This window comes from Streptomonospora nanhaiensis (assembly GCF_013410565.1).
Taxonomy (GTDB): Bacteria; Actinomycetota; Actinomycetes; order Streptosporangiales; family Streptosporangiaceae; genus Streptomonospora; species Streptomonospora nanhaiensis.
Genome location: NZ_JACCFO010000001.1, coordinates 3381271 through 3405133, shown reverse-complemented (window position 1 = coordinate 3405133; position 23863 = coordinate 3381271). Strand labels below are relative to the sequence as shown.

The 23863-nt window shown below is 74.8% G+C and carries 21 protein-coding genes; 11 read left to right on the top strand and 10 right to left on the bottom strand.

Annotation, left to right across the window (positions count from 1 at the left end; all coding sequences use genetic code 11):
* Positions 1 to 62 precede the first annotated feature (62 nt).
* Together HNR12_RS14750 and HNR12_RS14745 are read right to left on the bottom strand one after the other, a co-directional pair.
* Entirely contained in the window at positions 63 to 671 is a 609-nt protein-coding gene (locus HNR12_RS14750) for an ATP-dependent Clp protease proteolytic subunit (RefSeq protein WP_179768029.1), read from the bottom strand.
* The gene (locus tag HNR12_RS14745; protein ID WP_179770622.1) at positions 671 to 1318 is read right to left on the bottom strand and encodes a ClpP family protease; all 648 of its coding nucleotides are present in this window, start codon (positions 1316 to 1318) and stop codon (positions 671 to 673) included. Before HNR12_RS14745 ends, HNR12_RS14750 begins: the two co-directional genes overlap by 1 nt.
* A 386-nt stretch (positions 1319 to 1704) precedes the next feature.
* Here HNR12_RS14745 and HNR12_RS14740 point away from each other — a divergent pair, with 386 nt between their 5' ends.
* The 4 genes from HNR12_RS14740 to HNR12_RS14725 all read left to right on the top strand — a co-directional run bounded on the left by HNR12_RS14740 (position 1705) and on the right by HNR12_RS14725 (position 6940).
* Positions 1705 to 3987 (top strand): penicillin-binding protein, encoded by a 2283-nt coding sequence (locus HNR12_RS14740; RefSeq protein ID WP_179768028.1) that lies wholly within the window; start codon positions 1705 to 1707, stop codon positions 3985 to 3987.
* 1091 nt (positions 3988 to 5078) lie between these two features.
* Positions 5079 to 5846 (top strand): alpha/beta fold hydrolase, encoded by a 768-nt coding sequence (locus tag HNR12_RS14735; protein WP_179768027.1) that lies wholly within the window; start codon positions 5079 to 5081, stop codon positions 5844 to 5846.
* A gap of 273 nt (positions 5847 to 6119) precedes the next feature.
* Positions 6120 to 6581, top strand: coding sequence for a fluoride efflux transporter FluC (locus HNR12_RS14730; protein WP_246425087.1), 462 nt, complete (start codon positions 6120 to 6122; stop codon positions 6579 to 6581).
* Positions 6578 to 6940 (top strand): fluoride efflux transporter FluC, encoded by a 363-nt coding sequence (locus tag HNR12_RS14725; protein WP_179768025.1) that lies wholly within the window; start codon positions 6578 to 6580, stop codon positions 6938 to 6940. Before HNR12_RS14730 ends, HNR12_RS14725 begins: the two co-directional genes overlap by 4 nt.
* 81 nt (positions 6941 to 7021) lie before the next feature.
* Here HNR12_RS14725 and HNR12_RS14720 read toward each other — a convergent pair whose 3' ends face one another.
* Positions 7022 to 7666 (bottom strand): class II aldolase/adducin family protein, encoded by a 645-nt coding sequence (locus HNR12_RS14720; protein WP_179768024.1) that lies wholly within the window; start codon positions 7664 to 7666, stop codon positions 7022 to 7024.
* A 608-nt stretch (positions 7667 to 8274) separates the two neighbouring features.
* Between HNR12_RS14720 and HNR12_RS14715 the strand changes: the two genes are divergently transcribed.
* From HNR12_RS14715 to HNR12_RS14695, 5 genes are all read left to right on the top strand, one after another.
* Positions 8275 to 9780 carry an aldehyde dehydrogenase family protein gene (locus HNR12_RS14715; protein ID WP_246425532.1) on the top strand — a complete coding sequence of 502 codons (1506 nt, stop codon included), beginning with the start codon at positions 8275 to 8277 and terminating at the stop codon, positions 9778 to 9780.
* A gap of 231 nt (positions 9781 to 10011) precedes the next feature.
* Positions 10012 to 11577 (top strand): GMC family oxidoreductase, encoded by a 1566-nt coding sequence (locus tag HNR12_RS14710; RefSeq protein WP_338119763.1) that lies wholly within the window; start codon positions 10012 to 10014, stop codon positions 11575 to 11577.
* Between the two features lie 70 nt (positions 11578 to 11647).
* The gene (locus HNR12_RS14705; RefSeq protein WP_179768022.1) at positions 11648 to 12808 is read left to right on the top strand and encodes a quaternary amine ABC transporter ATP-binding protein; all 1161 of its coding nucleotides are present in this window, start codon (positions 11648 to 11650) and stop codon (positions 12806 to 12808) included.
* A 2-nt stretch (positions 12809 to 12810) separates the two neighbouring features.
* Positions 12811 to 14796 carry an ABC transporter permease gene (locus HNR12_RS14700; protein WP_179768021.1) on the top strand — a complete coding sequence of 662 codons (1986 nt, stop codon included), beginning with the start codon at positions 12811 to 12813 and terminating at the stop codon, positions 14794 to 14796.
* Positions 14789 to 15778, top strand: coding sequence for an ABC transporter substrate-binding protein (locus HNR12_RS14695; RefSeq protein ID WP_179768020.1), 990 nt, complete (start codon positions 14789 to 14791; stop codon positions 15776 to 15778). Before HNR12_RS14700 ends, HNR12_RS14695 begins: the two co-directional genes overlap by 8 nt.
* A 73-nt stretch (positions 15779 to 15851) precedes the next feature.
* On the opposite strand, the gene HNR12_RS14690 is transcribed toward HNR12_RS14695, so the two are convergent.
* Both HNR12_RS14690 and HNR12_RS14685 read right to left on the bottom strand, forming a co-directional pair.
* Positions 15852 to 16082, bottom strand: coding sequence for a hypothetical protein (locus HNR12_RS14690; RefSeq protein WP_179768019.1), 231 nt, complete (start codon positions 16080 to 16082; stop codon positions 15852 to 15854).
* A gap of 102 nt (positions 16083 to 16184) precedes the next feature.
* A complete protein-coding gene (locus HNR12_RS14685) occupies positions 16185 to 17285 on the bottom strand; it encodes a baeRF2 domain-containing protein (RefSeq protein WP_179768018.1) in 1101 nt (366 codons plus the stop codon).
* 475 nt (positions 17286 to 17760) lie between these two features.
* On the opposite strand from HNR12_RS14685, the gene HNR12_RS14680 reads away from it, so the two are divergent.
* Positions 17761 to 17952 (top strand): hypothetical protein, encoded by a 192-nt coding sequence (locus HNR12_RS14680; RefSeq protein WP_179768017.1) that lies wholly within the window; start codon positions 17761 to 17763, stop codon positions 17950 to 17952.
* Positions 17953 to 18024: 72 nt separating this feature from the next.
* Here HNR12_RS14680 and purL read toward each other — a convergent pair whose 3' ends face one another.
* The 5 genes from purL to purS all read right to left on the bottom strand — a co-directional run bounded on the left by purL (position 18025) and on the right by purS (position 22685).
* Positions 18025 to 20322, bottom strand: a complete 2298-nt coding sequence (purL, locus tag HNR12_RS14675; protein WP_179768016.1) for a phosphoribosylformylglycinamidine synthase subunit PurL — start codon at positions 20320 to 20322, stop codon at positions 18025 to 18027.
* 59 nt (positions 20323 to 20381) lie between these two features.
* Entirely contained in the window at positions 20382 to 20882 is a 501-nt protein-coding gene (locus tag HNR12_RS14670) for a hypothetical protein (RefSeq protein WP_246425086.1), read from the bottom strand.
* A 35-nt stretch (positions 20883 to 20917) separates the two neighbouring features.
* Positions 20918 to 21625 carry a phosphoribosylformylglycinamidine synthase subunit PurQ gene (purQ, locus tag HNR12_RS14665; protein ID WP_179768015.1) on the bottom strand — a complete coding sequence of 236 codons (708 nt, stop codon included), beginning with the start codon at positions 21623 to 21625 and terminating at the stop codon, positions 20918 to 20920.
* A 205-nt stretch (positions 21626 to 21830) separates the two neighbouring features.
* A complete protein-coding gene (locus HNR12_RS14660; protein WP_179768014.1) occupies positions 21831 to 22283 on the bottom strand; it encodes an ATP-binding protein in 453 nt (150 codons plus the stop codon).
* Positions 22284 to 22442: 159 nt separating this feature from the next.
* Positions 22443 to 22685, bottom strand: coding sequence for a phosphoribosylformylglycinamidine synthase subunit PurS (purS, locus tag HNR12_RS14655; protein WP_179768013.1), 243 nt, complete (start codon positions 22683 to 22685; stop codon positions 22443 to 22445).
* 301 nt (positions 22686 to 22986) lie between these two features.
* On the opposite strand from purS, the gene HNR12_RS14650 reads away from it, so the two are divergent.
* Positions 22987 to 23607, top strand: coding sequence for a sigma-70 family RNA polymerase sigma factor (locus HNR12_RS14650; RefSeq protein WP_372451103.1), 621 nt, complete (start codon positions 22987 to 22989; stop codon positions 23605 to 23607).
* The last annotated feature ends 256 nt before the right edge of the window (positions 23608 to 23863 follow it).

Sequence of the window (23863 nt, the reverse complement as noted above, 5' to 3'; positions counted from 1 at the left end):
CCCTCCGGAGGGCCGGCCGGTCCGGTCGGCCGGGCGCCGCGGCGCCCGGCCCCGGGGCCGTGTCAGGCGGCGGCCCGCACCAGGTCCCGGCTGGTGACCAGCCCGTCGACCAGGCCGTAGTCCTTGGCCTGCTCGGCGGTGAAGATCTTGTCCCGGTCGGTGTCCTCGCGCAGCCGCTCCACGGTCTGGCCGGTGTGCAGCGACAGGATCTCCTCGATCTCGGCGCGCACCCGCAGCACCTCGGCGGCCTGGATCTCCAAATCCGCCGCCTCGCCCTGGCCCTCGCTGGAGGGCTGGTGCAGCAGCACCCGCGCGTGGCGCAGCGCCATGCGCTTGCCCGGCGCACCCGCCGCCAGCAGGACCGCCGCCGCCGAGGCCGCCTGGCCCATGCAGACCGTGGCCACGTCGGCGCGTACGAACTGCATGGTGTCGTAGATGGCGGTCAGCGCCGAGGTCGAGCCGCCCGGCGAGTTGATGTAGAGGTGGATGTCGCGGTCGCTGTTCTCGTGGTCCAGGTGCAGCAGTTGCGCCATCACCACGTTGGCGACCCCGTCGTCGATCGCGGTGCCCAGGAAGACGATCCGCTCCGACAGCAGCCGGCTGAAGACGTCGTAGGAGCGCTCCCCGGTGGGCGTGCGCTCCACCACGTAGGGCACGGTGTACTGGCTCATCACTGCTCCCCTCCCGCCGCGCCGACACCGGCGGGGGTGCCGAACCCGAACCGGTCGGCGGTGTCGCCGCCCAGTTCGGCCACGCTCTCCACCACCCGGTCCACGAACCCGTACTCGCGGGCCTCCTCGGCGGTGAACCAGCGGTCGCGCCGCTGGTCCTCGGCGATCCGCTCCACCGGCTGGCCGGTGTGCTCGGCGATCAGCTCCTGGAGCCGCCGCTTGGTGTAGGCCAGGTTCTCGGCCTGGATCGCGATGTCGGCGGCCGTGCCGCCCATGCCGCCGGAGGGCTGGTGCATCATGATGCGGGCGTTGGGCAGGCTGAAGCGCTTGCCGGGGGCGCCCGTGCACAGCAGGAACTGGCCCATGCTGCCGGCGAACCCCATGACCAGGGTGGCGACGTCGTTGGGGATGAACGGCATGGTGTCGTAGATCGCCATGCCGGCGGTGACCGAGCCGCCGGGGCTGTTGATGATCAGCGTGATGTCGCGCTTGGGGTCCTCCTCCGAGAGCAGCAGCAGTTGCCCGCAGATCCGGTTGGCGATCGCGTCGTCCACCTGCGCGCCCAGGACCACCATGCGCCCGTGCAGCAGCCGGTGCGCGATCTGGTCGTCAAAGGGCGCGGGAGCCGCCTCGGCCGCCTGCGCCATCCGCGGCCGGTCCCGCAGAGCCGTTGGGAACACATCTCCTCCTCGGGGTGCGGCCCGCCGGCGCGCCCTCGTGGCGCCGGTCCGGGCCCGTCGTCCCCAGCCTGGGTGCCGGGTCCCCCCGCGGGCCAGCGTTTCTGCCGGGCGGAGATCTGCTCAGGGCAGAGCGGTCGGCGGGGGTCCGCCGGGCGGGCGGCGCCGCCCGCCCGGCCGGACGGGCGGCGAAGCCATAACCCGTTCTGAGGCCGCGTTGACCGGCCGTTTGGGTGTTTTCTCCTAGATTCGCAATGGCGGTGTGTTATTGGGCTGATTCGTTGTGTAGTGCCCGGAGTGCCGTGCTGAGATCAGGGGCCGCAGCGCCCGCGCCTGTCTGCTGAGGACATGGTCGGATGGACAAGTCGTTCTGGTCGTCGTCCGCTTGGCGGATGGCCTACCTCTCCGCGATCGCCGGGGTGCTGGTGGCGCTCCTGGTGCTGCCCCTGGTCGGGGGGCTCGCGCTGACCGTGCGCGACGGCGCCAGCGGGTTCCTGGGCCTGCCGGCCGACATCCACCGGCTGCGGCCGGCCCAGCCCACGCGGCTCGTGGACGTCAACGGCACGACCATCGCCGAGATCGGCGACAAGCGGCGCGACCCCGTGGCGATCGAGGACATCGCGCCGGTGATGCTCGACGCGATCGTGGCCATCGAGGACGAGCGGTTCTACGAGCACAACGGGGTGGACTTCCGCTCGGTGTTCCGCGCCGCCGTGCGCACCGCGCAGGGCAGCACCCAGGGCGGGTCCACCCTCACCCAGCAGTACGTCAAGAACGTGCTCGTGGAGTCGGCCGGCTCCGCCACCGAGGCGGCCGCCGCCCGCGAGGTCACCGTGAGCCGCAAGGTCCGCGAGCTGCGCTACGCCCTCGGCGCCGAGGAGCGGATGTCCAAGCGGGAGATCCTGGAGGGGTACCTGAACATCTCCTACTTCGGCAACAGCGTCTACGGCGTGGAGGGGGCGGCGCGGCGCTACTTCTCCGTCTCGGCCGACGAGCTGAGCCTGGAGCAGGCCGCGCTGCTCGCCGGGCTGGTCAAGGGCCCCGCGCTCTACGACCCCATCAGCCGCCCCGAGGAGGCGCGCGACCGGCGCGACACCGTGCTGTCCAGCATGGCCCGCACCGGAGCCATCACCGAGGAGGAGGCGCGCGCGGCCCAGCGCCGCGGCCTCGGGCTCGACCTGTCGGCGCCGCCGACCCCGCCCGGCTGCCACACCAGCGAGTACCCCTTCTTCTGCGCCCACGTGCTGTCCTGGATCGAGGGCCACCCGGGGCTGGGCGAGGACGCCCGCGAGCGCGCCCAGTGGGTCCGGCGGGGCGGGCTGACCATCCACACCACGCTGGACGTGCGCATGCAGGAGGCGGCGCAGAAGGCCGTGGAGGACTTCGTGCCGCCCACCGACCCCTCGGGCAAGGTGGCGGTGAACGTGCTGGTCGACCCGGCCACGGGCGGGATCCGCGCGATGGCGCAGAACCGCGAGTACGGGTTCGACTCCGGCAAGACCGGCACCACGTCGGTGAACTTCGCCGTGGACGCCGCCTACGGCGGCTCCTCGGGCTTCCAGGCGGGCTCCACGTTCAAGGCGTTCACCATCGCCGCCGCGCTAAAGGCGGGCATGGGCTTCAAGACGTCCTTCGACTCGCCCCGCTACTCCACCGTCAAGGGGATGCGCAAGTGCTCGGGGGAGCGGCTGCCCACCTGGTACGTGCGCAACCACGGCGACTCCACCTCGGGCGAGCACGACATGCTCTCGGGCACGCGGCACTCGGTGAACACCTACTTCGCGCAGCTGCAGAAAAAGGTCGGGCTGTGCGAGACCGCCGAGATGGCGCGCACCCTGGGCGTGGAGCGCGCCGACGGCGAGCCGCTGGCCGAGTGGAACTCCCTCACCCTGGGCGACCAGGAGGTGTCGCCGCTGTCCGTGGCGAGCGCCTACGCGGTCTTCGCGGCGCGCGGGGTGCGCTGCGAGCCGCGCCCGGTCAGCGCCGTGTCCGACGGCGTGGGCACCGACCGGCTGGCGCCCACCTGCACCCGCGTGCTGCCGCGCGAGGTCGCCGACGCCACCGCCCACGTCCTGCGCGAGCCCTTCAAGGCGGGCGGCACCGCCGAGGGGCTGGCCATCGACCGGCCGGTGGCGGGCAAGACCGGGACCACCGACAACGCCGCCGCGGCGTGGTTCGCCGGGTTCACGCCCGACCTCGCGGGAGCGGTCGCCCTGGGCGATCCCCGCGGCGCCACCAGCCACCCGCTGCGCAGCGTGGTGATCGGCGGGCGGTTCCACTCCACGGTGTACGGCGGCACGCTGCCCGGCCCCATCTGGCAGGAGACGATGGAGAAGGCGGTCGAGGACCTGCCCAAGACGAGGTTCCCGCGCCCGCCGCGCGGCTTCGAGGGCGGCGAAGGCGCGCGCCGCCCCCAGGAGGCCGAGCGGGAGGCCCGCGCCGAGATCCCCGATGTGGTCGGGCACCACCCGGAGGAGGCCGTGGCGGCGCTGGAGGACGCGGGTCTGCGGGCCGAAGTCGGCGAGGTCACCGTGCCCAGCGACGTCCCCCAGGGCCGCGTCGCCTCGACCAACCCACCCGCGGCCGGCCGCCTGCCCGAGGGTTCGACCGTCAACGTGTTCCTCAGCCGCGGCCGCTGAGAGGGCCGCCGTCGGACCGGCGGCCATCACGGCGGGTCCGTTCAGCGGCGGGGATGGCGACGGGGTCGCGGGGCGGTGGGTGGTGAGGGCGGCGGGGGTTGGGGTGTGCGTTCATCGGTTCTGGTGGGCGAGGGCCGGGGTTGTGTCGGGGCGGCGACGGCCGCGCGGGTGGGGCGTGCGTTCACCGGTCCTGGTGAGTGGGGCCGAGGCTGCGACGGGCGGCGAGACCGCGCGGAGCCGGGCACGCGGCTGGCGAGCCGGGTGCGGGTGGCGCGGCCGCCTCTGATGGTCCGTTCGGCGCCCTCTCGTGATGGCACGAACCGCCCGCCTGATCTCCGCCTTCGCCGACCTTCCGGTGCACATAAAGGGCATCCAGGACGACAGGGCCCTGGAATCTCGAATAGTGAGACAATTACGCCCTCTTTCGCGACGATCTATGCTCCACGGTCGCCCGGGTGGACGCAGGCCCCGACTCGTCGCTCGCAGGAAGCGGCATTAGGGACAAACGGTCGTCTCGGTGGTCCGAAGTGTCTCACCATTCGGACATTGCCCCGTCCTGCGGGCCTGAAGGCAGCCGCAAGACAGCCGATTGAAAGCGCAAAGCGGGCAATTGGCTCATAACGAAGCGGGATGTGCAGACGATATGCGGATTCTCGCCCCCGAGCCCTTGCCTACGTCGGCTCCCGTGCGCGAATGGACCGGAAGGGGCGGCCCCGCCTGCGGCGCCCGTTGCGGCCCGGCCGTCCGCCTCCGGTTCCGTTGTTCGCGTGCCCGGGCTGGCGCTGCCTTCGGTGCCTCGTCGCAACCGCAACCCCCGCCGACCGGGAGCGATGACCGCGAGCCCTGGACCCGTGCCGTGCCGTCGCCGCCCCGTTGCAGCCCGAGGCCCCGCCTTCAGTTCCGTTGATAGCGCGCCCGGCCTGCCTGCTCCCTCCCTCGCTCCCGCCGCGTCGTCCCGGTCCGGCCGGAGCGGCGTCCCGAGAGCCATCTCACCCCCCTTCGGGGACCGCTCGGGGTTCGGGTCATGGCAAAAGCCCTGGTGCGGACCGCCGTGACCGCTACGCTGGCCCCGGAACCACAGGAGGTCGCGCATGGCCGTCGTTCCCCTCCACTACCGCTTTGACGGACCTCGGCACGCACCCGCCGTGCTGCTGCTGGCGCCGCCGGGCGTGCGGTGGACGCTGTGGGAACCCCAGATGCCCGAACTCACCCGCGTGCTGCGGGTGCTGCGGGTCAACCACCGGGGCCACGGCGCCTCGCCCGCCCCGGCCGGCGACTACCGGCTCGCCGACCTCGGCGCCGACGTGCTCGCCCTGCTGGACGAGTGCGGGATGGACCGCCTGTCGATCGTCGCTGCGGGGCTCGGCGGGCTCCTGGCCACGTGGATCGCCGCGGCGCGGCCCGAGCGCGTGCGCCGCCTGGCCTACCTCGCCGGAGCCGCCGTCGTGCCCCGCACCCAGCCCTGGGCGGCGATCGCGGAGCGCGCCCGCTCCAGTGGCATGGCGGCGGTGGCCGAGGGGGTGATGCGCCCCTGGTTCACGCCCTCCTTCGCCGACGACCGCCCCGACGTCGTGACGCGCCTGGCCGACGACTTCGCCCGGCTCGACCCCGCCGGGTTCGCGGGCTGGTGCACGGCGGTGGCGGGTGCCGACCAGCGGGCCCAGCTGCGTGGTGTCCGCGCGCCCGCCCTGGTGGTGGCCGCCGCCCACGACCCGCTGCTGCCGCCCGGCCACGGCCGCCGCCTGGCCGCCGCGCTGCCCTCGGCCCGGTTCGCCTCGGTGACGGGTGCCGCGCATCTCGTCGGCATCGAGCGCGCCGACCGCGTCAACGAACTGCTGATGGAGCACATCGCGCGCTGACCCCGCCGTACCGCGCCCGGCCCCGCCCGCCCCACCCCGGCACCGCCTCCCGCGGCCCACCCCCGCCACCGGCCGCGCCCCCGCCACCCCCCGTCGGCCCCCGCTCACCGCTGGGCCTTCCCGCCGCCGCACCCCCGCCCTCAGCGGCTCAGCGTGCCCGGCGACTATGATCGCCACCGCGCCGACGGGCCCGAGCGGCGGCGGAACGCGCGGGCGCCGTCCGGCAGCCGGAGCACCGCGCCCCGGCGCCGACCGTCCGCGATGGGAGACGCCATGCCCGCCACCTCCGCGCCCCGCGCCGCCTCCGGCGTGCCGTGGGCCGAGGTCGGCGCGGTGGCGGCGGGCGGCGCGATCGGCGGTGCGGCGCGCGCGGCCGTCGACCTGCTGCTGCCGCACGAGCCGGGCGCCTGGGCGTGGTCCACCCTGGCCGTCAACTGGACCGGCTGCCTGCTCATGGGCGTGCTGATGACCGTGCTCGCCCTCCGCCGCCCCCGCACCCGCCTGCTGCGCCCGTTCGCGGGCCCCGGTCTGCTGGGCGGGTTCACCACGTTCTCCACGCACACCGCCGACGCGCTGGCGATGGTGGTCGCCGGCGCCGTGCCGGTGGCGCTGGGCTACCTCGCTGCCACCCTGGTGGGCGGACTGGCGGCGGTGTGGGCCGGCGCGGCGGCGGCCGAGCGGCTGTGGAGTCCGGGCCGGCCTCCGGCGGCCGACGGCGCGGGGGGACGGGCGTGACCGTGCTCCTGGCGGCGCTGGGCGCCGCGATCGGCGCACCACTGCGCTACCTCACCGACCGCTTCGTGGGCCGCCTCACCGGGTCGGCGCTCCCTTGGGGCACGCTCACCGTCAACGCCGTGGCGTGCCTGCTGCTCGGCGCGGCCACCGCGCTGACCCTGCCCGAGTGGGCGGCGGCGCTGGTGGCCACCGGCGTGCTCGGCGGGCTGTCCACCTACTCCGCGTTCGGCTACGAGACCTTCGCGCTGCTGCGCACGGGACGCCGGTGGCTCGCGTTCGCCAACGCCGCGGTGTCGATCGCGGTGGGGCTGGCCGCGCTGACGGCGGGGCTCGCCGTGGGCGCCGCCCTCACCGGCTGAGCGGCGGGCGGCCGCGCTCGACCGGAGGCCGGGGGAGACGCATAGGCGGGCGGGCGCGGGTATACGGCCCGGCCGCGCGCCTCAGACGATGTCGGGTCCGCCCCAGCCGTAGGTGTCGCGGTCGCGGACGGCGGCGAGCTCGTCCTCGGTGAGGATCCGGGGGCCGCCCAGCGCCCGCGCGCCGATGTAGACGCCGCACAGCCACTCCAGCAGCCGGGCGTTGGCCAGCGCCTCGTCGACGTCGGCGCCGATCGCCACGCCCCCGTGGTTGGCCAGCAGGGCGGCCCGCTTGCCCTTGAGGGCCTTGACCAGGTGGTCGGAGAGCTGTCCGGTGCCGTAGGTGGCGTAGTCGGTGACGGGGATGGCGCCGCCCAGGCGGGCGGCGCGGTGGTGCACCGGCGGGAGTTCGGCCAGGGCGGCGGCCACGACGGCGGCGTGGTGGCCGTGGGCCTGCACCACGGCGGCGGCGTCGGTGGCGCGGTAGACGGCGGTGTGCAGGATGGTCTCGGCGGAGGGCTCGCGGCGGCCCTCCAGCACACCGGCGTCGACCGAGAGGACGGGGCAGTCGGCGGGCTCGATGCGGTCCAGGGGGACCCCGGCCGGGGTGACGGCCACCCAGTCGCCGCTGCGGACGCTGACGCTGCCGCCCTCGTGCTGGGCCAGCCCGCTGTCGGCGAGTCTGCGGGCGGTCAGGCACACGTCTCGGCGTTCTTGCTCCAGCAGCATGGTTCCTCGGCAGTCTCCCGGAGCGGTGGAGGCGTCCGGGGAGGAGGCGGTGGTCACGAAGGCACCCGTTAGGTTTGCCTAAACTACGGTAACCCGATTCCCGGTGGTCTTGTCCAGTGCCTGAGCGAGATCCGGCACACGCCCGGCTCCCCGGCTCCGCCCCTCCCGGAGCCCGCGTCCCGGCCCGGTCCGGTCCCGCCTCGGGGCCTCCGCCCGTGGCCCCGGGCTCCGCCCCGCCCCGGGCGTCCCCTCCTCGGCCGCGCCCCCACGCCATGGGCGTGCGGCGGCGCTAACGGTGCTGAGCGGACTCGGCGTCGGCGAGCGGGGTGCCGAGGAGAGCGGCGAGCCGGTCCCGCCGGGCCGGGTCGAGTGCGCGCAGCAGTTCGGCCTCGTTGGCGAGGTGGCCGGGAACGACGTCGTCGATGACGGCCAGCCCTTTCCACCCCCGCGACCGCCCGCGCCGGGGCTGGACACCCCTGTGGACAACGACGACGCTCCCCGCCGCCCGTGCCGTAGCTTCGTGTGTCGGAACCGTAAAGAACGTGCAACGACCGTTTGTGGCCTTTTCACCTGGGGAGAAGCGTTTCGTGATCCGACCCGACGTACGCCTGCCGAACACCGCCTACCTCGCCGCCCCCGGCGCCGCCCACGCCGCGAGCCTCTTCCTGGACGGCTCCTGGCGCCCGGCCGCCAAGGGGCGCGTCCGCGAGGTGGTCAACCCCTACGACGCCTCCGTGCTCACCGTGGTGAGCGAGGCCGGCGTCGAGGACGTCGACACCGCCGTCGCAGCCGCCCGCGCGGCCTTCGACTCCGGCGACTGGCGGCGCACCCCCGCCGCCGAGCGCGGCGCGCTGCTCAACCGCGTCGCCGACCTCCTCCAGCGCGACCGCGAGGACATCGCGCTGATGGAGTCGCTGGACACCGGCAAGACCCTTGAGGAGGGCCGCATCGACGTCGACGACGTCACCGCCGTCTTCCGCTACTACGCCGGACTGGCCGACAAGGACGCCGGGCGCGTGATCGCCGCGCCCGAGGGCGTCCTCAGCCGCGTCGTCTACGAGCCCGTGGGCGTGTGCGCCATGATCACACCCTGGAACTACCCCCTGCTCCAGCTCTCCTGGAAGATGGCGCCCGCGATCGCCGCCGGCAACACCATGGTGGTCAAGCCCAGCGAGATCACGCCGGTCACCACCTGCAAGCTGTTCGAGCTGTGCGCCGAGGCCGGGCTGCCCGCCGGTGTCGCCAACCTCGTGCTGGGCGCGGGCGCCGAGGTCGGCGCCGCCATGGTCGAGCACCGCGACGTCGACCTCGTGTCGTTCACCGGCGGCCTGGCCACGGGCACGCGCATCATGGCCGCAGCGGCGGCCACCGTGAAGAAGGTCGCGCTCGAACTCGGCGGCAAGAACCCCAACATCGTCTTCCCCGACGTCGACCTCGACACCGCCGTCGACTACGCCATGAGCGCCGCGTTCTTCCACTCCGGGCAGGTGTGCTCGGCCGGCGCCCGCCTCATCGTGCACGAGGACATCCACGACGCGTTCGTCGCCGAACTCGCCCGCCGCGCCGACCGCGTGCGGCTGGGCCGCGGCACCGACCCCGCCGTGCAGTGCGGCCCCCTGGTCTCGGCCGAGCACCGCGCCAAGGTCGAGGCCGCCGTCGCGCGCGGTGTCGAGGAGGGCGCGCACCTCGCCGCCGGCGGGCGCCGCCCCGACGACCCCGACCTCGCCGCCGGGTTCTTCTACCGGCCCACCGTGTTCACCGGCTGCCGCGGCGACATGGACATCGTGCAGACCGAGGTGTTCGGCCCGGTCGTGACCGTCGAGACCTTCCGCACCGAGGCCGAGGCCGTCGCCATAGGCAACGACACCGACTACGGGCTGGCCGGCGCCGTGTGGACCAACGACCCCGGCCGGGGCGACCGCGTGGCCGCCGCGCTGCGCCACGGCACCGTCTGGATCAACGACTTCGGCCCCTACTTCCCGGCCGCCGAATGGGGCGGGTTCAAGCGCTCGGGTGTGGGCCGCGAACTCGGCCAGGCCGGTCTGGACGAATACCGCGAGGCCAAGCACGTCTACCGCAACCTCGACCCCCGCCCGCAGCGCTGGTTCGACTGACCGACCCGCCGGACCCGCCGCACCGCCGGGCCCTCCCCACCGGCGGGCCGCCCCGTCCGGTCCCCCTCCACCCCGCCGACCGCCCGACCCGTTCCCCTCCCCGACCCCATCCGCCCCGCCACCCCACCCCGTCCCACCACCCCCGCCCCCATCACCCTCCGCTCCGGGGCGGCCCCCGCGGGCCGCCCCGGAGCCGCGCGGCCCCGCCGCGCCCACCGGAAGGAGTTCCACGTGTCCGCAGCCGGTTCCGCCCGTGGCGACGTGTACGACTACGTCATCGTCGGCGGGGGCACCGCGGGCTCGGTGATCGCCAACCGCCTCACCGAGGACCCCGGCACCACCGTGTGCGTCATCGAGGGCGGCCCCTCCGACCTCGGGCTGGAGCGCGTCCTGCGGCTGCGCGACTGGCTCGACCTGCTCGGCGGCGATCTCGACTACGGCTACACCACCGTCGAGCAGCCGCGCGGCAACTCCCACATCGTGCACTCGCGCGCCCGCGTGCTGGGCGGCTGCTCCTCCCACAACACGCTGATCAGCTTCCGCCCGTTCCCCCAGGACCTCGACGACTGGGTGGCGGCCGGCGCCGAGGGCTGGGACAACGCCACCGTGCAGGCCTACGCCGACCGCATCAAGTGCAACATCGTCCCGGTGGCGCCCCAGCACCGCAACGCCATCGTCACCGACTGGATCGCGGCCTCGGCCAAGGCCACCGGCGTGCCCGTCATCGAGGACTTCAACGCCGAGACCTCCCACCGGGGCGGCTTCGCCGAAGGCGTCGGGTTCCTGCCCATCGCCTACGACCCCTACACCGGCCACCGCTCCTCGGCCTCGGTCGCCTACCTGCACCCCATCATGGGCGTGCGCGCCAACCTGACCCTGCTGCTGGAGACCTGGGCGCACCGGCTGGTCCTGGACCGCGGTCGCGCCCGCGGGGTCGAGGTCACCACCGCCTCGGGCGAGCGGCGCACCATCACGGCCGAACGCGAGGTCGTGCTGTGCGCGGGCGCCATCGACACCCCGCGCCTGCTGCTGCTCAGCGGTGTCGGCCCGGCCGACGACCTCCGCTCGGTGGGGGCCGAGGTCCGCCACGACCTCCCCGGCGTCGGCCGCAACCTGATGGACCACCCGGAGTCCATCATCATGTGGGAGACCACCCGGCCGGTGCCCGAGACCACGGTCATGCACTCCGACGGCGGGCTGTTCGTCCGGCGCGACCCCGACGACCCCCGCCCCGACCTGATGTTCCACATCTACCAGGTCCCCTTCGACGACAACACCGCCCGCCTGGGCTACAACTCCCCGGGGCCGCGCAACGCCATCTGCATGACCCCCAACATCCCCCGCTCCAGATCCCGGGGCCGGCTGTGGCTCACCAGCGCCGACCCCGCGGCCAAGCCGGCCCTGGACTTCCGCTACTTCACCGACCCCGACGACTACGACGCCACCACGATCGTGGACGGCCTGCGCATCGCCCGCGAGATCGCCGCCACCGAGCCGTTCCGGTCCTGGATCAAGCGCGAGGTCGCCCCCGGCCCCGCGCTCACCACCGACGCCGAACTCTCCGAGTACGGCCGCCGCGCCGCCCACACCGTCTACCACCCCGCCGGCACCTGCCGGATCGGCGCCGACGACGACCCCGCCGCCGTGGTCGACCCCCGCCTGCGCGTGCGCGGCCTGACCGGCCTGCGCGTCGCCGACGCCTCGGTGTTCCCCACCATGCCCTCGCCCAACCCGATGGTTACCGTGCTGGCCGTGGGGGAGCGCGCCGCCGACCTCATCCGGGCCGACAACGCCTGACCCGGGTCCCCGCCCATTCGACGGACCGGCCGCGCCCCCGCGCGGCCGGCCAGAGGAGAACGCCGCCCCGATGAACGCCCCCGCACCCGCCTCCGTCCCGCCCACATCCGCCCCCGCAGGCGAGCCCCGCATCCGCGTCCGCGGCCTGTGGAAGATCTTCGGCCGCAACGCCGACTCCATCGTCGGCACCGAGACCGCCGCCCTCGACCGCGACACCATCCGCGAGCGCACCGGCTGCACCGTCGCCGTGCGCGACATGTCTTTCGACGTCCACCCCGGCGAGATCTTCGTCGTCATGGGCCTGTCGGGCTCGGGCAAGTCGACCCTGGTGCGCTGCCTGACCCGGCTCGTCGAACCCACCGCCGGCACCGTGCTGCTCGACGGCGCCGACATCGGCGCCTGCCGCCCCCACGAGCTGCGCGAACTGCGCCGCCACAAGACGGCCATGGTGTTTCAGCACTTCGGCCTGCTGCCGCACCGCCGCGTCCTCGACAACGTCGCCTACGGCCTGGAGATCCGCGGCACGCCCCGCGCCGAGCGCTACGCCCGCGCCCGCGCGATGATCGACATGGTGGGGCTGTCCGGCTACGAGGACGCCCGGCCCGGCCAGCTCAGCGGCGGCATGCGGCAGCGCGTCGGCCTGGCCCGCGCGCTCGCCGTCGACCCCGACGTCCTGCTCTTCGACGAGCCCTTCAGCGCCCTGGACCCGCTGATCCGCCGCGACATGCAGCAGGAGGTCCTGCGGCTCCAGCGCGAGCTGGACAAGACCGCCGTGTTCATCACCCACGACCTCGCCGAGGCGCTGAAACTGGGCGACCGCATCGCCATCATGCGCGACGGCGAACTTGTGCAACTGGGCACCCCCGAGGAGCTGGTGGGCCGCCCCGCCGACGACTACGTCCGCGACTTCGTCAAGGACGTCGCCCGCACCACGGTGCTGACCGTGCGCTGGCTGATGCGCCCCGCCCGGCCCGGCGAGGCCCTCGACGGCCCCGCCGTCGCCCCGAACACCGTCGTCTCCGAGGTCGTGCGCCCGCTGGCCGACGCCACCGCCCCGGTGCGGGTGGTCGACGACGGCCGCGTGCTGGGCTACGTCGGCCGCGACGACGTGCTGCGCGCCATCGCCGAGGACCAGGACGACGACGCGGTCAAACCCGCGGCCGATCCCGCCGCCCCCGCCGGGCCGCCCGACCCGCCCGCCGCGCCGGCCGGCAACGCTGCGGGGGTGTGACCATGGCCGTGGGCTCCGCCTCCGCACCCGCGCCCCCGGCCGCCGCCGGGCCGCCCGCCCCGTCGGCGCCGCCCGGCCCCGCCGACCGCGCCCGCCGCCGGGCCGCCAACCGCTGGGTCCTGGCGGCCGCGCTGCTGCTCGTCCTCGGCGCGGGGTTCGCGGCCGCCCGGATCCTGGACACCCCCGCCTGGCTGGGCGCCTTCCCCGCCGCCACCGGGGAGTGGCTGACCGCGCGCCTGGACTCCGCCTACGCCTGGATCGTCGCCAACCGCAACACCAGCCCGCTGTTCCTCTACGGCTTCAACTACGTGTCGGTGGGCCTGGGCTCGGCCGTGGTCCTGGTCAACCAGGCGCTCACCCTGCTGACCTGGCCCGGTGTGGTGGTGCTGGGGGTCTTCGCGGCCTGGCGCGCCGCCGGGTGGCGGGTGGCGCTGCTGGTGCTGGCGGCCTTCGCCTCCTTCGCGCTCACCGGGCTGTGGAACGAGGCCATGACCACGCTGGCGCTCATCATCACCTCGGTGCTGATCGCGCTGGCCGTCGGCGTCCCGCTGGGGGTCCTGGCCGGGCTCCGGCCCGCCGTCGACCGCGCGCTGCGGCCGGTGCTGGACTTCCTGCAGATCATGCCGGCGTTCGCCTACCTGATGCCGATGCTGCTGCTGTTCGGGATCGGCAACCCGGCCGCCGCGGTGGCCACGGTCCTCTACGCGGTGCCCCCGGCCGTGCGCATCACCGCGCTGGCCGTGCGCGGGGTGGACCCCGGCGCGGTCGAGGCCGGCACCTCGCTGGGCTCCACGCCCTGGCAGCTGCTGACCCGGGTGCGGCTGCCCATGGCCTGGCGCACCATCATGCTGGGGGTCAACCAGACCATCATGCTGGCGGTGTCGATGGTGGTGATCGCCTCGGTGATCGGCGCCGGCGGCCTGGGAGACGCCATCTACCAGGCGCTGTCCAAGGTCAACGTCGGCCAGGCCACCGAGGCCGGCGCCGCGATCGTGCTGATGGCCATCGCCCTGGACCGGGTCACCGGCGCGGCCGGCGAGGGCGGCCGCACCCCGGCCGTCCCCGCCCGGTGGCGCACGCCCGTCCTGGCCGGCGGTCTGGCGGCCGGCGCCGCCGCGGTCGCCGCCGGCCACCTGGCCGGGGTGCGCGGGTGGCCGCCCGACTGGTCGGTCAGCGTGGCCCAGCCCCTCAACTCCGTCCAGGCGGCGGCGCAGTCGGCCCTGGGCGGCGCCACCGGCGCCCTGGGCGACCTCCTGCTGCGCGGTGTGCTCAACCCGCTCAGCGCGCTGCTCACCGGCATCCCGTGGTGGCTGGTGGTGCTGGTCGCGGCCGGGTTCGGGTTCGTCTTCGCCGGTGCGCGGGCCGCGCTCACCGGCGGGCTGGCGGTCCTGGCCACCGGCCTACTGGGGGTGTGGGACAACGCCATGGACACCCTGTCGCAGGTGCTCGTGGCCGCGGCGGTGACCGTCGCGCTCGGGGTGGCGCTGGGGGTCCTGGCCGCGCGCCGCGACCTGCTCGCCGCGCTGCTGCGGCCCGTCCTGGACACCATGCAGACCCTGCCGCCGTTCGTCTACCTCATCCCCGCCGTGGCGCTGTTCGGCGTGGGCCGCGTTCCGGCGCTGGCCGCCGCGGTCGTCTTCGCGCTGCCGCCGGTGGTGCGCCTGGTCAACGACGGCATCCGCGGGGTGGACCCCGGCGCGGTCGAGGCCGCCGTCGCGCAGGGCTCCACCCCGCGCCAGCTCCTCACCAAGGTGCAGCTGCCGCTGGCCCGGCCCGCCCTGCTGCTGGCCGTCAACCAGGGGATCATGATGGTCCTGGCGATGGTGGTCATGGGCGCCCTGGTCGGCGCCGGGTCGCTCGGCTACGACGTGGTGTTCGGGCTCAAGCAGAACCAGTTGGGGCTCGGCCTGACCTCCGGCGTGGCGATCGTGTGCCTCGGCCTGCTCCTCGACCGCGTGACCCAGGGACAAAGGACCGCCCATGCCTGACACCCCCGCCGCCCGGACCCCCCGGAGCCTGCCGGCGCTGCCGCTGCGGGTCCTCGCCGTGCTGCTGGCCGCCGCCCTGCTGTCCTCGTGCGCGGTGCGCACCACGTCCATGCTGCGCGACCCCAACACCGTGCGCATCGCGCTCAACGGCTGGGTCGGCTACGAGGCCAGCGCGGCCGTGCTGGCCTACCTGCTGGAGCACGAGCTGGACTACCAGACCCAGCTCGTGCGCATCGACGAGCAGCCCGCCTGGCAGGCCATGGACCAGGGCGCGGTCGACGTCATCGTCGAGAACTGGGGCCACGACGACCTGATGGAGCTGTATGGCCCCGGGGGCAACGGCACCGTGGTCGACGGCGGCCCCACCGGCAACAAGGGCACCCTGGGCTGGTACGTCCCGCGCTACCTGGTCGAGGAGTACCCCGGGATCGACACCGTCGAGGGCGTCAGGGAGCACGCCGAAATCTTCGCCACCGCCGAGACCGGCGACAAGGGGCAGTTCCTCGCCGGCGACCCCGGGTTCGTCACCCAGGACCAGGGCATGATCAACCACTTCGGCCTGGACCTGGAGATCGTCTACGCGGGCTCCGAGGCCGCCCAGATCACCGAGGTCCGCGAGCGCTACGCCGACCGCGAGCCGGTGCTGTTCTACTTCTACGAGCCGCAGTGGCTGTTCGAGGAGCTGGACCTGGTGCACGTGGAGTTCCCCCCCTACCGCGAGGGCTGCGACTCCGACCTGGCGGACGTCGCCTGCGACTATCCCGCCTACGACCTCAACAAGATCTTCCGCGCCGGCTTCGCCGAGGACGGCGGCCCCGCCTACGAGCTGCTCGACAACTGGCGGTGGACCAACGCCGACCAGAACGCGGTGGCCCGGATGATCGCCGACGAGGGCATGGACCCCGACGACGCCGCCCAACGCTGGGTGCGCGCCAACCCCGACACCTGGCGGCCCTGGCTGCCGGAGGGGGAGCGGGGCTAGGCCGGCCCGCCGGCGAGCGGAGCCCGGCCGGGCGCACCCGGCCGGGCACCCCCGGCGGCGGGCGGCGGCGCGCTCACTCGTGCCGCCACCGCTGCCACACCCAGTACACGTTGAACCCCGAGGCGACCGTCCCGGCCGCCAGGATGATGGTCAGCGGCAGCGGACCGCCCAGCACCACCGACAGCACGGTGCCCGCCACCAGCACCCCGGCGCCGAACACCGTCAGCACCAGGCGGAACGCCAGCGGGCTGGCCGGCCGGTCGTGGCTGCCCAGCGCGCCCTTGAGCCGTCCTCGCCGCTTCATCGCCGGGCTCCTTCACTCAGACCGCCGCCGCGTCCTCGCGCGGCCGCGCACCATCGTAGAAGCGGCGGGCGGCGCACCGGCCCCCGCCCGCCGGCGTCCCGCTCAGCGCGCCGCCGCGAACCGCAGGAACGCGCCCACACCGTCCACGGCCTCGCCCGGATCCGGCAGCCGGGTGAACGCCGCGCTGGTGGCCTGGGCGGCCCGCAGCAGCAGCGCGCCCGCCGGCGCGGAGAACGCCTCGGCCGGGTCGGTCAGCCGCCCGCGCCGCTCGGCGACCTCCAGCGGGTCCGTGCGCGAGGCCCACAGTTCGGGCTCCGCCGCGCCGCCGGGGGCCAGCAGCAGCCGCGACACCCGACCCGACCGCAGCGCCCGGGTGGTGTCGGCGAACCCCTGCACCGCCCGCCCCGCGCGGCCGAGGTCCTGGACGAACTCCGCCAGCACCCCGCTGCGCAGCGCCACGGCGGTCTGCCGCAGCCCCTCCTCCACACCCGCGCGCAGCCGGGCCACGGCGTTGCCCTCGCCGCGCCCGCCCACCTCGATCACCGGCGCCTCGGTCGCCGTGCTCAACCGCGCCCGCAGCAGGCCCAGGGTCCGCTCGTCGCCGCCGACGAACACGGCCGCCGCCCGCACCCGGCGCACCGCCGCCTCGACGTCGCGGACGACCTCGCCCGCGCTCGCCGACCACACCTGCTCGGCGCGGTCGCGTACCCGGTGGCGCCGCCCGCCCGCGGCCGCCTCGCCGGGGCGGCCGCGCGCGCCCCCGGGGCGGCGCTCCTCTCCGGCCAGGCCGCCGTGCGCGGGATAGGCGTAGACGTCGGCGCCCTCCCCGTCGGCCGCCACCACCACGTAGGGCACGCCGTCGTCCAGGTCGCAGACGAGTTCGACGGGGTCGGCCACCGGCAGCCACGCGGCGCGGTCGCGCTCGGGCGGCCGCGACAGGGTGAAGGCGGCGACCAGCCGGCCTCCGGCGGCGAACAGGGCCTCGCCCTGGGGGCCGGGGACCCCCGGCAGGCCGCCCGCCGCGGCGTCCAGGGCACGCAGCGTCTCGGGGTCGGCGCCCTGCTCGGCGAGTCCGCCGCGCAGCGCCCGCCAGCGGCGCTCGATGCGCTGTGCCGGGTCCGCGCCGGCGCGGGTGGTGTCCAGGTACACCGAGGCGACCGGTCCGCTCGCCCGGTAGAGCCGTTCCAGAAAACGCAGGTCCATGATGGCCGGACCGCACCGGGTGCGGCCCGTCTCACCTCCCGATGCCGCAGGCGGTTCCCGTCCCCGGGGACCGGTGGCGGCGAGCGGCGCTGACGCCGCTGGCGGCACTGGCGGTGCCCCGCCCGCGCGGCCGGCGCCTCCGCGTCGCCGGCCGCCGTGCCCCGCGACCGCCGGGCCGGGGCGCTCCCGCCGACCGCGACGCGCCCTGGGTGGGCGCGCGGGTCCGCGTCGGCACCGCCGGGCCCGCCGGTCCCCCGTGGCACAGGCCACTGCCCCGGCACCGCCCAGGGCATGCGGGCCGGTTGCGGACGCCGCCCGCGCGGCCACGCGGCGCGAGCGCCCCGGAGGGGCGCCGCGCGCCGCCTCCGACCACCGGGTTTGCCCCCGGGCGCCGGCGGGTAGCCGCGCCCGGTACCGGACCTACCGCCCAGCGGACAGACCGCTGAGGGACACCTCGACCAGGGAGGAGGGCACCATGGAGCGCGGCAGCGACAAGCACGGCCCCCGGATCGACGACCAGTTGGAGAGCGAGGTCCAGGGTGTGCTGCGCGGGGGCAAACCCACCCGCGTCCGCGAGGAACTGGAGCCCGAGCCGACCGTCACCGACGACGGCGAACCCGCCACCAACCCCGGGGCGGTCGACCCCGACCGCGAGCGCGGGGAGTAGCGGGGCAGGACGAAGGCGCGCCGGCGCGGATTCCTCCGCGCCGGCGCGCCTGTGCCGCCGTCCCGCCGCGCGCTACTCGGCGCCGAGCACCGCCGGCAGGGTGGACTCGTAGGCGGTGCGCAGGTCCTCCAGGCTGACGCTGAACCCGCCCTCGGGGTGGGTCACGGTCAGGGCCGAGCCGCCGACCGTGCCGATCTCGGCGGCCGGCACCCCGTGCCGCTCGCACAGCGCCGCGAAGGCGGCCTCCTGCTCGGGCCGCACCACGACCACGGCCCGGGCGCCCGACTCGCTGAACAGCGCGGTGAACGCGTCGGTCACGTGCAGCGTGGCGCCCACGCCGCCGCGCAGCGCCGACTCCGCGACCGCCACGCCCAGGCCGCCGTCGGACAGGTCGTGGGCCGCCGCCAGCAGGCCCGCCTCGGCGGCGTCGGCCAGCAGTTCGCCCAGCGCCGCCTCGGCGGCGAGGTCGACCGCGGGCGGCAGCCCGCCCAGGTGGCCGTGCACGACCTCGGCCCACACCGACCCGCCGAACTCCTCGGCGGTGCGGCCCAGCAGCACGATCCGCGCGCCGTCGGAGTCGGCGGGCAGCGCGGAGGTCAGCCGGTTGTGGACGTCGTCGATGACCCCCAGCACCCCGATGACGGGGGTGGGGTTGATGGCGGTGTCGCCGGTCTGGTTGTAGAAGCTGACGTTGCCGCCGGTGACCGGGGTGCCCAGCGCCTGGCAGGCGTCGGCCAGCCCGCGGGTGGACTCCGCGAACTGCCACATCACCCCCGGGTCCTCGGGCGAGCCGAAGTTGAGGCAGTTGGTGACCGCCAGCGGGCGCGCCCCGGTGGCCGCGACGTTGCGGTAGGCCTCGGCGTAGGCCGCCTGGGTGCCGGTGTAGGGGTCCAGCCGGGTGTAGCGGCCGTTGCCGTCGGTGGCCAGCGCGATACCGGTGTCGGTGTCGTCGGCCACCCGGATCATGCCGCCGTCGTGCGGGGTGGCCAGCACGGTGTTGCCCATGACGTAGCGGTCGTACTGCTGGGTGACCCAGGAGGAGTCGCACACCCCCGGCGCGGCCAGCACGCGCAGCAGCTGCTCGCGCAGGTCGTCGTCGGTCTTGGGGCGCTCCAGGCGGTCGGGGGTGTCGGCCTGGAGGCCGTCCTGGTCGGCCGGGCGGGCGTAGGGGCGGTCGTAGACGGGGCCCTCGTCGGAGGCGGTGCGCGGCGGCATGTCGACCACGGTCTCGCCGTGCCAGGTCATGACCAGCCGCCCGCCGCGCTCGGCCTCCTCGGGCGTGACGTCGGTGACCTCGCCGATGACGCCGGCCAGGATGTTCCACTTGCGGCAGGTCGCCAGGAACGCGTCGAGCTTGGCCGGCTCGACGATCGCCATCATGCGCTCCTGGGACTCGCTCATCAGGATCTCCTCCGGCGTGAGCCGGGGGTCGCGCAGCGGCACCCTGTCGAGTTCGATCCGCATGCCGCCGGTGCCGCCCGCCGCCAGTTCGGTGGTGGCGCACGACACCCCGGCCGCGCCGAGGTCCTGGATGCCCACCACCAGGTCGGCGGCGAACAGCTCCAGGCTGCACTCGATGAGCAGCTTCTCCATGAACGGGTCGCCCACCTGGACGCTGGGCCGCTTGGCGTGGCTCTCGTCGTCGAAGGTGGCGCTGGCCAGCACCGAGGCCCCGCCGATCCCGTCGGGGCCGGTGGTGGCGCCGAACAGCACGACCTTGTTGCCCGGGCCGGGCGCCTGGGCCAGCTTGATGTCCTCGTGCCGCATGACGCCCACGCACAGGGCGTTGACCAGCGGGTTGCCCGCGTATCCGGCGCCGAACCCGATCTCGCCGCCGATGTTGGGCAGGCCCAGGCAGTTGCCGTAGAAGGAGATGCCCGAGACCACGCCCGGCAGCACCCGCCGGGTGTCGGGGGCGTCCAGCGGGCCGAACCGCAGCGCGTCCATCACCGCCACGGGCCGGGCGCCCATGGTCAGGATGTCGCGGACGATCCCGCCCACGCCGGTGGCCGCGCCCTGGTGCGGCTCGACGTAGGAGGGGTGGTTGTGCGACTCGATCTTAAAGGTGACCGCCCGGCCGCCGCCGACATCGACCACGCCCGCGTTCTCGCCCATGCCCACCAGCAGCGCGTCGCTGGCCGGCGCCTTCTCGCCGAACTGGCGCAGGTGCTTCTTGGAGCTCTTGTAGGAGCAGTGCTCGCTCCACATCACCGAGTAGATCGCCAGCTCCGCCGAGGTGGGGCGGCGGCCGAGGATCTGCCGGACCCGCGCGTACTCGTCCTCGGCCATGCCGAGTTCGGCGTAGGGCTGCGGGGTGTCGGGCGTGCTCTGGGCCGTGGCGACGGTGTCGGGCAGGGGTGCGTCGGGCATCGGGTCTTCCGTTCGGGGCTCGCGGGCTGCGGTGCGCGGCCGGCGGTGGGCGGGTCGGCTCAGGAGGCGGGCTCCTGGGCGTGCATCAGCATCAGGCCGGCGGTGGTGTCGGGGGCGTTGACGGGCGCGGCGGTCACCATCACCTCACCGTTGGTGAGGTAGCTCTCGGCGAGGGGGACGTCCTCGGGGTCGGCCTCCTGGTTGGGCAGGATCCGCGCCCACCCCTCGTCGAGGAGGTGGCCGAACACCTTCTCGACGGCCTCGTCGGTGTCGTCGCCCTCGGCGGTGGCGACACCGACGATGCGAACGCATTCCACGTCGGGGCACTGCTCGCCGAAGTCGGTGTAGGAGGCGCCCCGGGGGGCCTCGCCGAGCTCGTCCAGGGCGGGCGCCGGCATGGGGGAGTCGGGTTGGGCCGGGGGGTTCTGCCCGGCGGCGGGGCCGGGGGTGCCCAGCGCGTTGACAAGCCCCACCGCGCCGGTGGCGATCATCCCCAGGATCAGCAGGGCGCCCAGGACGAGGATGGTCGTCCGGGAACGCAGCAGGGCCATCATGCGCATTGGGTCCCCCCGGTCTCGCGCGGTGCGGCGGTCGCTCAGCCGGTGGCGCCCGCCGCCGCGGGCACGCCGTCGGCCAGGTGCGCGAGGAGGGAGGTGAAGAACCCGAGCCCGTCGGTGGAGGGGCCGGTCAGGTCCTCGACGGCGTGTTCGGGGTGCGGCATCAGGCCCACCACGTTGCCGTGCTCGTTGGCGATTCCGGCGATCTCGCGCCGCGAGCCGTTGGGCGCGGCCTCGGCGTAGCGGGCGACGACGCGGCCGGTGCGCTCCAGTTCGTCCAGGGTGTCGGGGTCGGCGACGTAGCAGCCCTCGCCGCTCTTGAGGACGACCAGGATCTCCTCGCCGGAGGTGTAGCGGTTGGTCCAGGCCGTGGCGGTGGACTCCACGCGCAGGGTGATGTCGCGGTTGATGAAACGCAGCGACCGGTTGCGGGTGAGCGCGCCGGGCAGCAGGTGGCTCTCGCACAGGATCTGGAAGCCGTTGCAGATGCCCAGCACGGGCAGGTTGCCCGAGCGCGCGGCCGGCACGATCTCGCCCATGATGGGGGAGAACCGGGCGATGGCGCCGCAGCGCAGGTAGTCGCCGTAGGAGAAGCCGCCGGGCAGCACCACGGCGTCCACGCCCTTGAGGTCGGGGTCGTCGTGCCAGAGCGCGACGGGCTCGGCGCCGGCGATGCGGACGGCGCGGGCGGCGTCCCTGTCGTCCAGGGAGCCGGGGAAGGTGACGACGCCCACACGGGCTGTCATGGGCACTCTCCGGAAAGGTCGTCGGTGGGAGCCGGCAGTCGGCGCTGCGCGGGCGGCGGTGTGCGCCAGGTGTGGGCGCGACGCTCACGAGGTTACCTGCTGACCTCGGCGCCCGGCGCGCGCCGGCCCCGGGTCGGGCGGGCGCCGGCCGCCGGGCGGCGCTCGGGCGGCGCCCGGGCCGACCCCGGCGCGGCGCGGGACCGGGTCAGCGCAGGACGGGCTGCGGGGCCACCCACTCGCCGTGGTCGGGCGGGGCGGCGGCGCACTCGGCCAGCCGCTTGCGCAGGCGGACGCGGGTGGTGCCGTCGGGTTCGCCGGTGATGGCGACGTCCTCCATCAGGTGGCGCATCAAGAGAATGCCCCTGCCGGATTCCGCTTCCAGATCCGGCAGGGGCACCCGGGACGGGTTGAACCGGCGTCCTCTATGGGTGATCTCCAGAACACAGGTGTCGGACCGCAGCCGTGCGTCGACCTGGTAGCCCGCAGCCGGGAAGCCGTGGTCCACCACGTTGGCGCACGCCTCGGAGGCGGCGAGCAGGATCGAGAACCGGCAGTCGGCGCATATGCCGCTGCTCCGCAGCGCCTCACCGAGGAAGTCCCGCATCACGGCCACGGTGTACGCCTCTCGGGGGAGTGCAATCGAGAATGTCACGTCCATCGGAAGCCCTCACGACCGTTCAGCACAGTCCAGAGCCTTCCCGAGGGGACCACGGCGAAACGGACATGGCCGTGAGTTGGCCGGAAGCGGCACGTGGCGTGGTGATTCCGCAGCGCGACCGCCCCCGGCGGGCCGGCCCGCGGCGCGGCGCGCGGCGGGCTACTCCACCCGCAGGGAGAAGTCCTCGATCACGGGGTTGGCGAGCAGGGTCTCGGCCATGCGCCGGACGTCGGCGAGCTTGGCGTCGTCGACCTCGCCGTCGACCTCGACCTCGAAGCGCTTGCCCTGGCGGACCTCGCTCACGCCGGTGAACCCGAGGCGGCCGCAGGCCCCGGCGATGGCCTGGCCCTGGGGGTCCAGGATCTCGGGCTTGAGCATGACGTCAACGACGACGCGGGCCACGGGTCCTCCACTGTGCTTCGGGGCGCGTTCGAGGGTCGGCTGGGGGTGCAGTCGAATGAAGCCGCCTCCCCTGGCTAGTGGGGAAGGGGCAGGGAAAAGCGTACGGCACCCCGGTGTGCCGCGCGGGCACGGTGCGGTGGCGTCTACGCTGGAAGGAGGCGCTTTTACCGCATCTTGAGCCGCCGCATAGCCCGATTCGGTAGTTTCGTGACACGTATCACCCGGGCCGTTGTCATCATGGAGCGCCTGTTGAAGCGTCTACCAAGTTGGTAACGATCGCCGGTCGTCCCAAGGGGGAAATTTGACGACCATCGAACTGGAGCGTATGCGCGAAGCCGACGATTCCACCGAGCCGAACGAGTCCGCGGGGTCGATCGACTTCGTCACCGCCGTCACCCCGTACGCCGACCAGCTCTACCCCACGGCGCTGCGGATGACGCGCAACTCGGCCGACGCCGAGGACCTCGTCCAGGAGACCTTCGCCAAGGCCTACGCCAACTTCCACCAGTTCCGCGCGGGCACCAACCTGCGCGCCTGGCTGTACCGCATCCTGACCAACACGTTCATCAACGGCTACCGCAAGAAGCAGCGGGAGCCCTGCCAGGACTCCACCGACGAGATCAAGGACTGGCAGCTGGCCGCCGCCGACGCGCACGCCTCCACCGGCTCGCGCTCGGCCGAGTCCGAGGTGCTGGAGCGCCTGCCCGACTCCGCCATCCGCCACGCCCTGGCCCAGCTCCCCGAGGAGTTCCGCCTGGTCGTGTACTTGATCGACGTCGAGGGGTTCACCTACAAGGAGGTCGCGGCCCGCATGGGGACACCCCTGGGCACCGTCATGTCGCGCCTCCACCGCGCGCGGCGCCAGCTGCGCGAGCAGCTCGCCGACTACGCCCGCGAGCGCGGCATGCGCGTGGCGGCCTGACAGCCCGACCCCGCCGCCGCGCCGGCCCCGCCGGCAGCGCCGCGCCGCACCTCCCCGCATCTCGGCCGCCCCCGATACCCGCGCACCCGAACGCCGCGCGCGGCGGCCGCGCCCCCGTTCCCGTCCGCCCCCGCATCGCCGGCCGCGCGCCGCCGGGCCGCAGGGGCCGCCGACCGCCGCCCGCTCGACTACTCTCCGTGGTCGCCTGTGTGCGGCGGCGTGACCCCCGGAACCGCCCTTCGGGTCCGTTTTCCGG

Excerpts from the sequence above, each read along its gene's own strand:
- HNR12_RS14750 (WP_179768029.1), bottom strand. The coding sequence starts at position 671 with ATGAGCCAGTACACCGTGCCCTACGTGGTGGAGCGCACGCCCACCGGG.
- HNR12_RS14745 (WP_179770622.1), bottom strand. The coding sequence starts at position 1,318 with ATGGCGCAGGCGGCCGAGGCGGCTCCCGCGCCCTTTGACGACCAGATC.
- HNR12_RS14740 (WP_179768028.1), top strand. The coding sequence starts at position 1,705 with ATGGACAAGTCGTTCTGGTCGTCGTCCGCTTGGCGGATGGCCTACCTC.
- HNR12_RS14735 (WP_179768027.1), top strand. The coding sequence starts at position 5,079 with ATGGCCGTCGTTCCCCTCCACTACCGCTTTGACGGACCTCGGCACGCA.
- HNR12_RS14730 (WP_246425087.1), top strand. The coding sequence starts at position 6,120 with ATGCCCGCCACCTCCGCGCCCCGCGCCGCCTCCGGCGTGCCGTGGGCC.
- HNR12_RS14720 (WP_179768024.1), bottom strand. The coding sequence starts at position 7,666 with ATGCTGCTGGAGCAAGAACGCCGAGACGTGTGCCTGACCGCCCGCAGA.
- HNR12_RS14705 (WP_179768022.1), top strand. The coding sequence starts at position 11,648 with ATGAACGCCCCCGCACCCGCCTCCGTCCCGCCCACATCCGCCCCCGCA.
- HNR12_RS14700 (WP_179768021.1), top strand. The coding sequence starts at position 12,811 with ATGGCCGTGGGCTCCGCCTCCGCACCCGCGCCCCCGGCCGCCGCCGGG.
- HNR12_RS14695 (WP_179768020.1), top strand. The coding sequence starts at position 14,789 with ATGCCTGACACCCCCGCCGCCCGGACCCCCCGGAGCCTGCCGGCGCTG.
- HNR12_RS14690 (WP_179768019.1), bottom strand. The coding sequence starts at position 16,082 with ATGAAGCGGCGAGGACGGCTCAAGGGCGCGCTGGGCAGCCACGACCGG.
- HNR12_RS14685 (WP_179768018.1), bottom strand. The coding sequence starts at position 17,285 with ATGGACCTGCGTTTTCTGGAACGGCTCTACCGGGCGAGCGGACCGGTC.
- HNR12_RS14680 (WP_179768017.1), top strand. The coding sequence starts at position 17,761 with ATGGAGCGCGGCAGCGACAAGCACGGCCCCCGGATCGACGACCAGTTG.
- purL (WP_179768016.1), bottom strand. The coding sequence starts at position 20,322 with ATGCCCGACGCACCCCTGCCCGACACCGTCGCCACGGCCCAGAGCACG.
- HNR12_RS14670 (WP_246425086.1), bottom strand. The coding sequence starts at position 20,882 with ATGCGCATGATGGCCCTGCTGCGTTCCCGGACGACCATCCTCGTCCTG.
- purQ (WP_179768015.1), bottom strand. The coding sequence starts at position 21,625 with ATGACAGCCCGTGTGGGCGTCGTCACCTTCCCCGGCTCCCTGGACGAC.
- HNR12_RS14660 (WP_179768014.1), bottom strand. The coding sequence starts at position 22,283 with ATGGACGTGACATTCTCGATTGCACTCCCCCGAGAGGCGTACACCGTG.